The sequence below is a fragment of the Nonomuraea harbinensis genome, assembly GCF_019396385.1.
Taxonomy (GTDB): domain Bacteria; phylum Actinomycetota; class Actinomycetes; order Streptosporangiales; family Streptosporangiaceae; genus Nonomuraea; species Nonomuraea ferruginea.
This window is the reverse complement of the sequence record NZ_JAHKRN010000034.1, coordinates 86,424-99,268: the sequence shown is the minus strand read 5'-3', so window position 1 is coordinate 99,268 and position 12,845 is coordinate 86,424. Positions and strand designations below refer to the sequence as shown.

Genomic DNA, 12,845 nt, shown 5'->3' with positions numbered 1-12,845 from the left:
CGGTGTAGACGATCCCTGCCGGCAGGTAGAACGCGTACGGGTAGACCGCGCGGGCCCTGGGCCGGGCCGGGCGGCGGCCGCTCTCCGGAGCGGCCGCCCGGCGAGGCTGGGCCGAGGTCACCATCCGGCCAGCCCCAGTTGCCTGGCCTGCTTCTCCACGTCCTTGTCGTACTGGGCCGCGCCTTCCGCCGGCGTGGTGAGCCCGGAGCCGACGGCGACGGTGATCTGCTCCAGCGACGGGCCCTTCACCGGCGAGACGAACTCCAGCGCGGGCGCGGATGCGCCGCTCTCGATGTAGGCGCTGAGGTCCCTGGCCACCTGGATGACGTCCTCGGGCAGCTCGGCGCCCTTGATCCGGTACGGTCCCGTCGGGGCGACGCCCTCGGAGAACGCCTGGGCGCCGGCCGGTGAGGCGATGAAGGCGAGGAACTTCTTGGCCGCGTCGACGTGCTCGCTGGAGGCGGGGATGTAGGCGCCGGCGGGCTCCCAGACGGTGGCGCCGTGGGTGCCCGGGTCGTCGCCGGGGATGCCGAAGAAGCCGATGTCGGTCTTGACGGACGGGTACTGCTCGATGAGGGCCGGCATCACGCCGGTGAGCATGGGGTAGTGCGCGCCCTTGCCCTCGGCCAGCAGCTTCAGCCCGTTGTCCAGGGTGGCCGAGCCGAACCCGTCGTTCAGCAGGCCGGCGGCGTGCACCTCGGCGAGCTTCCGGAACCCCGACAGCGCGGCCGGGGTGGTGGCGTACTTGGCCTTGTTGGCGGTGTAGCCGGCGGCGAAGGCGGGCACGGCGGCCTGGACGTTGTAGAAGTCGCCGAGCACGAACAGCTGCGAGGTCCAGGTCTCCTTGAAGGTGGAGATGACCGGCGCCAGGCCGGCGGCCTTGACCTTGTCGTTGTTGGCCATGAACTCGGCCCAGGACCTGGGCGTCTCCAGGCCGAGGTCTGCGTAGACCTTGCGGTTGTAGAGGATGCCGCCGCCGGCCGCGGTGCCGGCCGGAACCCCGTACACCTTGTCCTGGTGGGACACCACCGGCAGATAGGACTCCTGCACGTTCGCGAGGACGGGGTCGCCGGTGAGGTCGACGAGCGTCTGGCTCGGGTTGAGCGCCTGGATGAGCGAGCCCGAGTTGTACCAGAAAACGTCGGCCATTTCGCCGGTGGAGAGCCGGGTTTTGACGATGTTGTCGCCTTCGGCGCCGCCGGGACGGGTCTCGGTGTCGATTTCGACAGTGGGCTCGGCGGCCTCGAACGCCCGCACCACGGATTCTGCGGCGGCCACGGTGGCCTCGGCGTTGTCGATGAGCAGCTTGAGCGTGACGGTCCCGTCGGCCGAGGTCGGCTCGGACGACCCGCATGAGGTCAGTGACGTGACCACGGCGGTGGCGGCGGCTGCGACTCTGAGGCAAGCGGCCTTCATGACGCCCTCCAGGAATTTCGCATGGACCATTAAATCGTTTCAAGCCCCCCAATCGCCGCTAACTTAAACTTTGCGATTCGGCAGCGTCAAGACCTTGTCCGGATAACGATGCTCATCGGGAATATTTCCGGAAATTCATGGCATGCGGAAAGGCCGCTTTCCGGTTATGCCGTGAAAGCGGGCGACGCCGAGCAAATCCGGGTGGTCCGAGACGGGATGTAGAACGTTCTCCATTGCTATCCTCCGCTCCGGAGGGGTGTCAAGAGGCTCGACGGCACGTCTGGTGTGGTTCGTTCTACGGGGAGGCCGGATGACCAGGGTGACCATCGCGGACGTGGCGCTGCACGCCCAGGTGTCCAGGTCGGCGGTGTCCAAGGTGCTCCGCGACGCCTACGGGGTCAGCCCCTCCATGCGCGCCCGGGTGCTGGCGGCCATCGACGAGCTGGGCTACCGGCCGCACGTGGCGGCCCGCGCGCTGCGCGGCCACACCTCCACTCTCGGCGTGCTCCTGCCCGACCTGCGCAACCCGTTCTTCCCCGACCTGGTCGACGGCGTCGTCGAGGAGATCGCCGGCACCGGGTACGAGGTCGTGATCAGCCAGGGGGGCCGCGGCCCGGCGAGCGAGTCGCGGGCCATCCACGCGCTCATCGACCAGTCGGTGGGCGGGATCGTGCTGGTCGCCCCCCTCAGCCCGCAGTCCGATCTGGAGGCGATCGCCGCCACGGTGCCGGTCGTGGTGCTCGGCCGCCACGACCGCTCCCCCCGCTACGACGCCGTCTTCGACGACGACGAGGTGGGCGCCGAGCTCGTGGTCGAGCACCTGGCCGGCCTGGGCCACCGCCGCATCGCGCACATCGCCCACCGCGACTCCAGCCGGGGCGAGCCCGCCACCCTGCTGCAGGCCATCCGCGCGCGGGCGTACGAGCGGGCCATGGTCCGGCTGGGTCTGGGCGAGCACGCCGACATCGCGTGGACCACGTACACCGAGGAAGGCGGCCACAAGGGCGTCGGCGAGCTGCTGAGCCGGCCGGAGCCGCCGACGGCGATCTTCGCGGGCGCCGACCTGGCCGCCATCGGCGCCCTCGCCGCACTGCGCGAGGCCGGGCTCGCCGTGCCGGACGACGTCTCGGTCGCCGGATACGACAACAGCTGGCTGGCCGCGCTGGCGCACATCTCGCTCACCAGCGTCGACCAGTCGGGCGTCACCATGGGCCGCACGGCGGGCCGGCTGCTGCTGGAGCGCATCGGCGGCCGGACGGCGTCGGCGCGCATCTCGATCACGCCCACGCTGGTGCCCCGGCGTACCACGGCGGCGGTGTCCTGACCAGGCCCGGACAGCGGCTTCCCGCTTTCGCGCCACGGGAATATCTCGGTACGCGGTGTGGTGCTCAGCATCGGATATCGTCGTGAGAGCACACGGTTCGGGACAAATCACACATCTTTCACCTGCCGGACCAATCGGGCGTTAATCTTTGCCCGGCAGTGCGTCATACGTATCATCAGGAGTCCATTTGAACGTCCATGCCGACGTCGCCAGGCGACGCATAGAGGAGCTGCTGGGCACTTCGGACGAGCAGATCCTGCGCCGCTGGAGCGCCCTCGCCAAGGCCCCGGTAGACGAGCTGAAGGAGCTCTACCAGGCCCTGCGCACCGCCTTGGCGGAGGAAGGCAGTGACCTCGCCGACATTCGCGGCCTGCTCGCGGAGCTCTCGCGCGACCGCGTCCGCCGGGGCCACACCCCCTCCGACACCGCACGCGCGGTGTTCGGCCTCAAGGAGGCGGTGTACGAGGTCGTCGAGGCCGACGGGGGGCCCGAGGCGCTGCGCGGGTTCATCTGGTTCTCGCGGCTGATCGACGACCTGGGCCTGTACACCATCGAGACGTACGCGACCGCCAGGGAGAAGGTCATCCTGGACCAGGCCGAGCAGCTCCTGGAGCTGTCCACCCCGGTGGTCAAGCTCTGGGACGGCATCGTGGCCGTGCCCCTGGTCGGCACCCTCGACTCGGCCAGGACCCAGGTCGTGATGGAGAAGCTGCTGCAGACCCTGGTCGACACCGGGTCCGAGCACGCCGTCATCGACATCACCGGCGTGCCCGCCGTCGACACGCAGGTGGCCCAGCACCTGCTCAAGACCGTGGTGGCCGCGCGGCTCATGGGCGCCGAGTGCGTGATCTCCGGCATCAGCCCGCAGATCGCGTACACGATCGTCACGCTCGGCATCGAGTTCGGCGACATCGTGACCAAGGCCACGCTGGCCGACGCGCTCGCGTACACGCTGCGGCGCAGCGGCATCGAGTTCGGCGAGGGCCGGCGGACGCAGATCGCGATCCGCGCGGAGGACGCGTGATGGAACGTGTCCCCATCCTCAAACTCGGCGACATCCTGATCATCTCCATCCAGATCGACCTCGACGACCAGAGCGTGCTGGGCCTGCAGGAGGACCTGGCGGAACGGGTCGTCGCGACCGGCGCCCGGGGCGTCGTCATCGACATCACCGCGGTCGAGATCATCGACTCGTTCATCGGCAGGATGCTCGCCACCATCGCGGCCATGTGCCGGCTGCTCGACGCCGACACCGTGGTCGTCGGCATGCGCCCGGCCGTGGCCATCACCCTGGTGGAGCTCGGTCTGTCACTCGGCGGTGTGCGCACCGCGCTCGACCTGGAGAAGGGCGTCGCGGCGCTCGGCCACCTCCACGGCAGGGACACGACGCGATGACGGACGGCGGCCGGATGCCCATCGCCAGCAACGCCGACGTGGTGGCGGTCCGCCAGCAGGTGCGCGCCGTCGCGATCGAGGCCGGCATGTCCTTGATAGACCAGACGAAGGTGGTGACGGCGGCGAGCGAGCTGGCACGCAACGTGCTGGTGCACGCCGGCGGGGGCCGCGTCACCGTCGAGGTCGTCGACGACGGCCGGCGTCGCGGGCTGCGTCTGGCCTTCAGCGACGAGGGGCCCGGCATCGCCGACGTGGAACAGGCGCTGGTCGACGGCTACACCACCGGCCCCGGGCTGGGCCTCGGCCTCGGCGGCTCGCGGCGGCTGGTCGACCAGTTCGACCTGACCTCCGCCCCCGGTGAGGGCACCACGATCGTCGTGACGAAGTGGGCCCGAGGATGATCGAAGCCGACCAGGTCCGCGACGACGCCTGGATCCGCGCCGAGGAGCCCAGCGCGGTGGGGGCGGTGCGCAGGCTGGCCATCGACCTCGCCAAGACGGCCGGGTTCGGCGACGAGCGTGTCGGCCAGGTGGCGGTGGCGGTCACCGAGGCCGTCTCCAACCTGGTCAAGCATGCCGTGCAGGGTGTGGCCCTGGTCCGCCCCTGCCCCGTCGCGCCGCAGGTGGTCGAACTGATCACGCTGGACCGGGGGCCGGGCATGCCGGACGTGGCGCGGGCGCTGCGCGACGGCTACTCGACCTCCGGCACGCTCGGCATCGGACTGGGCGCCATCACCCGCATGGCCTCCTCGTACGACGTGCACTCCCTGCCGGGCCGGGGAACGCTGCTCGCCGTCCAGTTCGCCGCGAAGGGAACGACCGAGCCGCCGCCGGCCAGCGGCCTCGTCCGCCCCATCGGCGAGGAGGTCGTCTCGGGTGACGCCTTCGCCGTGTCCACCGGCGAGCAGGACATCACCGTCCTGCTGTTCGACGGGCTGGGCCACGGACCGGCCGCCGCGCACGCCTCCAGGGAGGCGGTCGAGCTCTTCCTGGAAGGGCCGGACGACGAGCCGCTGGCCATCCTGCGCCGCCTGCACGACGGGCTGGCGCACACCCGCGGCGGCGCGGCCGCGGTCGCGCGGGTCACCCCCGCGCGGGTGAGCTACGCCGGGCTGGGCAACATCTCCGGCTGGATCACGCACGCCGACGACCGCCAGGGCATGGTGTCGGTGCCCGGCATCACCGGCCACCAGCGGCGGCGCCTCAGGCAGTACGAGTACGAACTGGACGAGCACGCGACGGTCGTGCTGCACTCCGACGGGCTCACGGACCGGTGGTCGCCCACCACCATGCCGGGCCTGTTCTCCCGCTCCCCCGCCGTGATCGCCGCCGGGCTGCTCCGCGACGCGGGCAGCCGGCGGGACGACGCCTGCGTAGTGATCGTGAGGCCGCGACGTGACCGCGCTTGAGCTGGCCAGGATGCGCCTGGCCGAGGACCGGGACGTGTTCGTGCTGCGCCGGCTCTGCCGCGCCGCCGCCGAGCTGGCCGGGATGGACGCGCAGGACCAGATCCGGATCGCCACCGCGCTCAGCGAGGTCGGCCGGGAGGTCATCGGTTCGGGCGCCCTCGTGCGTCTCGCTCTGGACGCCGACGAACTGCTCATCACGATCGAGCACGCCGCGGCCGCCGACCCGGCCGGGTCGGACGGCGTGGCGCTGGCCCGCCGCCTGGTGGACAGCGTCACCACGGGCGGCGAGCGGGTCACCATCGTCAAGCGGCTGCCGGGGCGCAGGCCCTCGATGCCGGCCGCCCGGATCCGCGAGCAACTGGCCCGCGTGGCCCCCACCACCGCGATGGAGGAGCTGCGCCAGCAGAACAGGGAGCTGGCCGCGACCCTGGAGGATGTGCTGCGGCTCAACGCCGAGCTGCAGGAGACCAACGCGGGCGTGCTGGCCCTGTACAACGAGCTGTCCACGGAGCTGGAGGAGACCAACAGGGGCGTGGTCGCCCTCTACGCCGAGCTGGACGAGAAGTCCAGCCAGCTGCGTGAGGTGGCCGAGACCAGGAACCGGTTCTGGGCCACGGTCAGCCACGAGCTGCGCACCCCGCTCAACTCCATCATCGGCCTGGTACGGCTGCTGACCGGCCCGGGCGGCGAGCCGCTCTCCGGGGAGCAGGAGCAGCAGATCGGGTTCATCGGCAGCTCGGCGGAGACGCTGCTGGCGCTCGTCGGCGAGCTGCTCGACATGGCCAAGGCCGAGTCGGGCCCGCTCCATCCCCAGCTCGGTTCCGTGAACCTCGTCAGGCTCGTGCACCAGCTCAGAGCCACCATGCAGCCCACCAGCGACGTCGCCCTGCACACCGAGGTGGCGCCGGAGGTGGGCGAGATCTACACCGACGAGGGCATGCTCACCCGGGTGCTGCGCAACCTGGTGGCGAACGCGCTGAAGTACACCCAGGAGGGCGAGGTGCGGCTGAGCGCCCGCCTCGACGAGGAGGCCGGCCAGGTGATGATCACGGTGTCCGACACCGGCATCGGCATCTCCGAGGAACACCTGAGCCGCGTGTTCGAGGAGTTCTTCCAGGTGCCCAACGCGCTGCAGGTCAAGACCAAGGGCACCGGCCTCGGCCTGCCGTACGCGCGCAGGCTGGCCGAGGCGCTCGACGGTCAGCTGGAGCTGACCAGCGCGCCCGGCTCCGGCACGACCGCCACCCTGCGGCTCCCCCGCCGCCACCGGCCTCCCGAGATCGGGCGGCTGCTCATCGCCGACGACGACCAGGGCTTCCGCGAGCTGGCCCGTAGGATGCTGTACGGGGTCGCGAGCGAGATCGAGGAGGCCGCCGACGGCATCGAGGCGCTGGAGCTGATGACGGCGCGGCCCCCGGACGTCCTCGTGCTGGACATGCTGATGCCCAGGCTTGACGGCAACGCGCTCCTGCAGCGGATGTCGGAGGACGAGAACCTGGGGGAGGTCTCGGTGGTCGTGGTGACAGTGGCGCCCGGCAAGGCGGCGGAGGGCCATCCCGTGCTGTCGAAGCAGGGGATGCGCCGTCATGACCTGCTGGAGGCGGTGCGCGAGGCGGCCAGGGGGCGCGGTGCCTGACTCCGGCCCGGCCAGCGTGCTGGTGGTCGACGACACGCCGGCCAAGCGCTACATCCTGTCCAGCTGGCTGCGCCGCGCCGGTCACAGCGTGATCGAGGCGGGCGGCGGCGAGGAAGCGATGGCGGTGCTGTACGCGCACCATCCCGACCTGGTGGTCCTGGACGTCTGGCTGCCCGACATGAGCGGCTTCGAGGTGTGCGAGCGGATCAAGGCCGATCCGGCGACGGCGTCCATCCCGGTCATCCAGGTGTCGGGCAACGCCGTCACCGTGCAGGACCGTACCGAGGGTCTGGAGCGGGGAGCCGACGCCTACCTGGCGGAGCCGATCGAGCCGAGCGAGTTCATCGCGACCGTGGAGGCGACGCTGCGCTACTCGCGCGCGCGGCGGCGGGCGGAGGTGATGGCCGACCGGCTGGCCGAGCTGGCCGAGGTGACGCTGCGGATCAACCGGTCCGACTCGTTCGAACGCCTGCAGGAGGTGGCCGTCCAGGGCACCGCCTCGATCCTGGGCCGCCAGGCGAGGGCACTGGCGGTGCCGGCCGACGGGCGGCTGCGCCGCTACCTCGGCCAGCCGGGCGAGCGCGCCGTCACCAGGAACGTCGCGCCCGACCTGCTCGACCGGTTGTGCGAGATGGTCCTGGGCCCGAGCGCCGGCGCCGAGCTGGTCACCATCTCCCCCGCCGACTGGGCCACGCTGATGCCGGCCTCGGAGGTCACGCGGCCCGTCGTGGGTGTGCTGTGCCGCACCAAGAAGGGCAGGCCGCCGGTGTTCCTGGGCGTGGAGGCCGATCCCATACTCGACGGCAACGAGATCAACCTGCTGCGGCAGCTCGCCCAGGAGCTGGCGCTCGCCGTGGAGGCGCTGCGGGCCTACACCCAGGAACACACGATCTCGCTCACCCTGCAGCGCAGCCTGCTGCCGACGCGGGTGCCCGAGGTGCCGGGGCTGTCGGTGGGGCTGCGTTACCGGCCCGCGGTCGACAGCGTGGAGGTCGGCGGCGACTTCTACGAGGTGCTGGAGGCCGACGACCGGGTGCTGGTGGCGATCGGCGACGTGATGGGCCACTCCCTGCACGCCGCCACCGTCATGGCCGAGCTGCGGCACGCGCTGCGCGCCGCGGTGATGGACCAGGTGGACCTGGCGGCCTCGATGAGCCTGCTGAACAAGGTCCTGCGCCGTTACCACCCGGGCATGACGGCCACGGTCTGCATGCTGCTGCTGCACCCCGGCACCGGCGAGGTCCAGCTCGCCAACGCCGGTCACATCCCTCCCCTGCTGGTCGGCGACGGGGCGCGTTACCACGGGATGGGCAATCTGCTGCTCGGGGTGGCGGAGGAGGAGTACAAGGTGGACCACTTGATGCTCCCGCCGGGCGGCACGATCGTCCTGTTCACCGACGGGCTGCTCGAAGACCGCGACGTGCTGCTGGACGTCAGCCTGGAGCGGGCCAGGGAGCTGGCGGAGACGGTCGAGGACGACCTGGAGCATTTCTGCGACCGGATGCTGGCCGCCTTCGGGTCGCGCGAGGACGACGTGGCGCTCGTGGTGCTGCGGCGGGACGCCTGACGGCTATCGTGGGTGGCCGATGAACGAGTCGACGCAGCCGCTGGACCGCGCAGCGGCGGAAGAGTACGCGAGCTGGTTCCGGGCTCTGGCCGACGCCACCCGCATCCAGATCGTGTCGCTGCTCGCCCGGCGCCGGGGGCCGATGAGCGTCGGGGAGGTCGTGGCGGCGTCCGGGGTGGGCCAGTCGACCGTGTCCCACCATCTGAAGATCCTCGCCGACGTCGGCTTCGTGCTGGTGGAGCGTCAGGGCACGTCCAGCCTCTACCGCATCAACGAGCAGTGCGTCGGCGCCTTCCCGACGGCCGCCGACGTGGTGATGGGCCGGCCTCTGCCGGACGCCCGGCTCTGCGACTAGGCGCGCGGCGCGTACATGATGACCGCCACGCCGACCAGGCAGATCGCCGCGCCCGCGAGGTCCCAGCGGTCCGGCCGGAAGCCGTCGACCAGCACCCCCCACAGCAGCGACCCGGCCACGAACACGCCGCCGTACGCGGCGAGGATGCGCCCGAAGTGCGGGTCCGGCTGGAAGGCGGCGACGAAACCGTAGGCGCCGAGCGCGAGCACGCCGGCGGCGATCCAGAGGAGCCCGCGCTGCTCCCGCACCCCCTGCCACACCAGCCAGGCCCCGCCGATCTCCGCGACGGCGGCCAGCGCGAACAGGATCAGGGAGCGGACGGTCGTCATGGGGCGACTGTATAGAGCGGGACAGCCGAGCGGATCACGGGGTGCGCCGCCGCCATCCGGGGACCTGCCGGGTCGTGAGATCAGCGCGACCGTTTGAGAACCGTTCCTCCTGGTAGTCGCCCTTCTATGGATAGGGACATCCAGGCCGTGGTCGTCGGTGATGTGATGCTCGACTCGTGGCTGCGCGGGCCGGTCAAGCGCATCGCCCAGGAGGCGCCGGTCCCCGTGGTGAGTGTCGAGGCCACCGAGGACGCGCCGGGCGGGGCGGGCAACACGGCGGCCAACCTGGCCGCGCTGGGCGCGCGCGTGCGGCTGATCGGGCCGGTCGGCGACGACGCCTGCGCCGAGCAGCTGGCCACGGCGCTCAGCCTGCTGGGCGTGGACGCCCGCATGGTGACCGTGCCCGGCAGGCGCACCCCGCACAAGCAGCGGCTCATGGTCGGCGAGCAGCTCATCGCCCGCTACGACGAGGAGGACCGCGACCCGATCCCGGCCGCGGCCGCGGCCCGCGTGATCGAGGAGCTGCGGGAGTCGCTGCCCGGCGCAGACGTGGTGATCGCCTGCGACTACGGGGCGGGCGGGTGCACGGACGCGGTGCGGCGGGCGCTGGCCGGGCTGCCCCTGCTGGTGGTGGACGCGCACGCCATCACGCCGTGGCGGACCTGCGCGCCCGCGGTGGTGCTGCCGAACTACGGCGAGGTCCTGCAACTGCTGGGCGAGGACGGCGGCCACGACGACCGGGTGCGCTTCCTCACCGAGCGTTCCGGCCGGCTGCTGGCGGAGTCGGGCGCGCGGATGGTGGTGACCACGCTGGACGGCGAGGGCACCCTGCTGCACCAGGAGGGACGGCCGCCGTACCGGACCTACGCCGAGCCGGCGCCGGACCACATGACGACCGGGGCGGGCGACACCTACACGGCGGCGTTCGCGCTGTGGCTGGCCGGCGGGGCGACCCCGGAGCAGGCGGCGCAGGCCGCGCAGGCCGCCGCCGGGGTGGTGGTGCGCAGGCCGGGCACCGCCACCTGCACCAGGCAGGAGCTGCTGCGGGCGTTGCACCGGGAGGACGGGCGGGCGCAGACGCCGGAGCGGCTGGCGGCCCGGCTGGACGAGCACCGGCGGCGCGGGCAGCGGATCGTGTTCACCAACGGCTGCTTCGACGTGCTGCACCGGGGGCACGTGACGTACCTCGAACGGGCCGCCCGGCTCGGCGACGTGCTGGTGGTGGCGGTCAACAGCGACGCGAGCACGGCGCGGCTGAAGGGGCCGGGGCGGCCCGTCAACTCGTGCGAGGACCGCATGTCGGTGCTGGCGGCGCTCGGTTACGTCGATTACGTGATCTCGTTCGAGGAGGACACGCCCGAGCGGCTGCTGCGGATGGTCCGCCCCGACCTGTACGTGAAGGGCGGCGACTACACGCCGGAGATGCTGGAGGAGGCTCCGCTGGTGCGGGCCATGGGCGGCGAGGTGCGGGTGCTGGACTACGTCTCGGACCGGTCCACGACGGCGATCATCGAGCGGGTGCGGTCGCTGCCGGAAGAGGATCCGGCCGGGCCTTCATGAGCACCGTGTCACCATACTGTGACATATCGTGATATCGGGGTACGGGACTCCTGGTTCGTCGCTCGTTCGGGGGGTTCGAAGATGACCGGAAGTCCTGTCGTGATCGGCGTCAACCGTACCCGGGACGGGTCGATCGCGGTCGCCCGCGGCCGGACCTCGGTCCACAGCCTCCAGAAGGAGCGGATGACCCGCCGCGAGCACCACCGGGGCCGGCTCGGCGACCTGCCGGACCACTACCTGCCCCGGCTGCCCCAGCTCGCCGGGCCGGTGGACCTCGTGGTGGAGGGCTACTCGTCCGACACAGAGATCGGCAACCTGGCCGCCTACCGTGCGGAGTTGCGCGAGACCCTCGGCCTGACCGGGGACACGCCGGTCGTGCTCGTCTCGCACCATCTGAGCCACCTCTACAGCGCCTTCCCGCCGTCGCCGTTCGAGGAGGCCGCAGGGCTGGTCGTGGACACGCAGGGCAGCCGGGTGCGGGACTTCACCGAGCGGGTGGAGCTGCCCCGCGGCACGCCGGGCGACCTGCTGGAGGTGTCGTCCTTCTACCGCTGCTCGCGCGGCCGGGTCGAATGCCTGGCCAAGCAGCTGTGGGACGGCGACTGGGCCAGGCCCGCGGGGCTGGGCTGCTTCTACGCGCTGCTGACGCGGATGCTCTGGCCGAGCGGCGGGGGCGACGAGGGCAAGGTGATGGACCTGGCCCCGTTCGGCGACCCGGACGCGCTCGGGCTGCCGGAGCTGGACGTGCGCGGGCACGAGGTGTTCATCCCGCGGGCGTGGCTGGACACGTTCGACCAGGGCGCGGCGTTCCGCTACGTGACCAACGGCGCGAGCACGTTCAAGCGGTCGGCCAACCTGGCCGCCGCCGGTCAGCGCGCGTTCGAGCGGGCGCTGGACCGGCTCGCGGCCTGGCTGCACGAGCGGACGGGCCTGGCGGACCTGGTGTTCGCGGGCGGCACGGCGCTGAACTGCACGGCCAACGGCCGGCTGATCCGCGGGTCGCCGTTCCGCGAGGTGTTCATCCCGCCGAGCCCGCACGACGGCGGCACCGCCGTGGGCTGCGCCCTGTACGGGATGATCGAGTGCCTGGGCGCCGAGAGCGGCTTCCGGTGGGCCGACGACTTCCTCGGGCCCGAACCCGACCCGGCCGAGATCGACGCGGCGGTGCGGGCGCTGCCGGAGGATCTGACGGCCGAGCGGCCCGCCGACCTGGCGGGCGCGATCGTCGAGCTGCTGGCGGGCGGCCGGACGGTGGGCCTGCACCGGGGGCGCTCCGAGTCGGGGCCGCGCGCGCTGGGCAACCGGAGCATCCTCGGCGACCCGCGGGTGCCCGAGCTGCGCGACTACGTCAACGTCGAGGTCAAGGGCCGCGAGTGGTTCCGGCCGCTGGCCCCGCTGGTGCTGGCCGAGCACGCGGGGCGGATCTTCGACGTGGACCGGCCGGCGCCGTTCATGCAGTACGCGGCCGACGTGCGGCCCGAGCACCGCGAGGAGCTGCCCTGCGTCACGCACGTGGACGGCACCGCCCGGCCGCAGACGGTGGAGCCGGGCCGCACGCCGTTCCTGCACGAGCTGCTGACCCGCTGGCACGAGAGGACCGGCTGCCCGGTGCTCGTCAACACCTCGCTGAACGGGCCGGGCGACCCGCTCACCGAGACGCCGGAGCACTCGGTCGGCACCCTGCGCAAGACCGGCCTGCACGCGCTGGCCCTGCCGCCCTACCTCATCCGCAAGCGCGACGAGCCGCCCGTCCCCGGCGACGACTGGCAGCCTCCGGCGCGTCCCGTCTAGCACGTCGCGGGCACCCGCAGCGCCATGGCCTGGCGGCGCGCGGGCGCGGCCGAGGAACTGCCGG

Annotated in this window: 12 protein-coding genes; 10 read left to right on the top strand and 2 right to left on the bottom strand. The window is 72.1% G+C overall.

Annotation, left to right across the window (positions count from 1 at the left end; translation table 11 throughout):
- Positions 1-117: 117 nt before the first annotated feature.
- Positions 118-1,416, bottom strand: a complete 1,299-nt coding sequence (locus KME79_RS29900) for an ABC transporter substrate-binding protein (RefSeq protein ID WP_219547773.1) — start codon at positions 1,414-1,416, stop codon at positions 118-120.
- Between the two features lie 310 nt (positions 1,417-1,726).
- Between KME79_RS29900 and KME79_RS29895 the strand changes: the two genes are divergently transcribed.
- The 8 genes from KME79_RS29895 (at position 1,727) to KME79_RS29860 (ending at position 9,101) form a co-directional block, all read left to right on the top strand.
- Complete coding sequence (locus KME79_RS29895; RefSeq protein ID WP_148031354.1) at positions 1,727-2,740, top strand: LacI family DNA-binding transcriptional regulator; 1,014 nt, start codon at positions 1,727-1,729, stop codon at positions 2,738-2,740.
- A 187-nt stretch (positions 2,741-2,927) separates the two neighbouring features.
- The gene (locus tag KME79_RS29890; RefSeq protein WP_219547772.1) at positions 2,928-3,764 is read left to right on the top strand and encodes an STAS domain-containing protein; all 837 of its coding nucleotides are present in this window, start codon (positions 2,928-2,930) and stop codon (positions 3,762-3,764) included.
- On the top strand, positions 3,764-4,135 hold the full coding sequence (locus tag KME79_RS29885; protein WP_219547771.1) for an STAS domain-containing protein: 372 nt from the start codon (positions 3,764-3,766) through the stop codon (positions 4,133-4,135). Before KME79_RS29890 ends, KME79_RS29885 begins: the two co-directional genes overlap by 1 nt.
- On the top strand, positions 4,132-4,536 hold the full coding sequence (locus KME79_RS29880) for an anti-sigma regulatory factor (RefSeq protein WP_219547770.1): 405 nt from the start codon (positions 4,132-4,134) through the stop codon (positions 4,534-4,536). The genes KME79_RS29885 and KME79_RS29880 overlap by 4 nt, the downstream gene beginning before the upstream one ends.
- Positions 4,533-5,543, top strand: a complete 1,011-nt coding sequence (locus tag KME79_RS29875; RefSeq protein WP_219547769.1) for an ATP-binding SpoIIE family protein phosphatase — start codon at positions 4,533-4,535, stop codon at positions 5,541-5,543. Before KME79_RS29880 ends, KME79_RS29875 begins: the two co-directional genes overlap by 4 nt.
- Entirely contained in the window at positions 5,530-7,179 is a 1,650-nt protein-coding gene (locus tag KME79_RS29870) for an ATP-binding protein (RefSeq protein WP_219547768.1), read from the top strand. The genes KME79_RS29875 and KME79_RS29870 overlap by 14 nt, the downstream gene beginning before the upstream one ends.
- Positions 7,172-8,746 carry a SpoIIE family protein phosphatase gene (locus KME79_RS29865; RefSeq protein WP_308249100.1) on the top strand — a complete coding sequence of 525 codons (1,575 nt, stop codon included), beginning with the start codon at positions 7,172-7,174 and terminating at the stop codon, positions 8,744-8,746. The genes KME79_RS29870 and KME79_RS29865 overlap by 8 nt, the downstream gene beginning before the upstream one ends.
- A 19-nt stretch (positions 8,747-8,765) precedes the next feature.
- The gene (locus KME79_RS29860) at positions 8,766-9,101 is read left to right on the top strand and encodes an ArsR/SmtB family transcription factor (protein ID WP_148031347.1); all 336 of its coding nucleotides are present in this window, start codon (positions 8,766-8,768) and stop codon (positions 9,099-9,101) included.
- Here the strand turns inward: KME79_RS29860 and KME79_RS29855 are convergent.
- Complete coding sequence (locus KME79_RS29855) at positions 9,098-9,430, bottom strand: YnfA family protein (RefSeq protein WP_148031346.1); 333 nt, start codon at positions 9,428-9,430, stop codon at positions 9,098-9,100. The two genes, KME79_RS29860 and KME79_RS29855, sit on opposite strands and share 4 nt — an antisense overlap.
- 126 nt (positions 9,431-9,556) lie before the next feature.
- On the opposite strand from KME79_RS29855, the gene rfaE2 reads away from it, so the two are divergent.
- Positions 9,557-10,990 (top strand): D-glycero-beta-D-manno-heptose 1-phosphate adenylyltransferase, encoded by a 1,434-nt coding sequence (gene rfaE2, locus KME79_RS29850; protein ID WP_219547764.1) that lies wholly within the window; start codon positions 9,557-9,559, stop codon positions 10,988-10,990.
- 81 nt (positions 10,991-11,071) lie between these two features.
- A complete protein-coding gene (locus KME79_RS29845; protein WP_219547762.1) occupies positions 11,072-12,781 on the top strand; it encodes a carbamoyltransferase C-terminal domain-containing protein in 1,710 nt (569 codons plus the stop codon).
- Positions 12,782-12,845 lie beyond the last annotated feature (64 nt).

What these genes read in the sequence shown, in the direction of transcription:
- KME79_RS29900 (WP_219547773.1), bottom strand. Translation starts at nt 1,416, where the DNA reads ATGAAGGCCGCTTGCCTCAGAGTCGCAGCCGCCGCCACCGCCGTGGTC.
- KME79_RS29895 (WP_148031354.1), top strand. Translation starts at nt 1,727, where the DNA reads ATGACCAGGGTGACCATCGCGGACGTGGCGCTGCACGCCCAGGTGTCC.
- KME79_RS29885 (WP_219547771.1), top strand. Translation starts at nt 3,764, where the DNA reads ATGGAACGTGTCCCCATCCTCAAACTCGGCGACATCCTGATCATCTCC.
- KME79_RS29880 (WP_219547770.1), top strand. Translation starts at nt 4,132, where the DNA reads ATGACGGACGGCGGCCGGATGCCCATCGCCAGCAACGCCGACGTGGTG.
- KME79_RS29875 (WP_219547769.1), top strand. Translation starts at nt 4,533, where the DNA reads ATGATCGAAGCCGACCAGGTCCGCGACGACGCCTGGATCCGCGCCGAG.
- KME79_RS29860 (WP_148031347.1), top strand. Translation starts at nt 8,766, where the DNA reads ATGAACGAGTCGACGCAGCCGCTGGACCGCGCAGCGGCGGAAGAGTAC.
- KME79_RS29855 (WP_148031346.1), bottom strand. Translation starts at nt 9,430, where the DNA reads ATGACGACCGTCCGCTCCCTGATCCTGTTCGCGCTGGCCGCCGTCGCG.
- rfaE2 (WP_219547764.1), top strand. Translation starts at nt 9,557, where the DNA reads ATGGATAGGGACATCCAGGCCGTGGTCGTCGGTGATGTGATGCTCGAC.
- KME79_RS29845 (WP_219547762.1), top strand. Translation starts at nt 11,072, where the DNA reads ATGACCGGAAGTCCTGTCGTGATCGGCGTCAACCGTACCCGGGACGGG.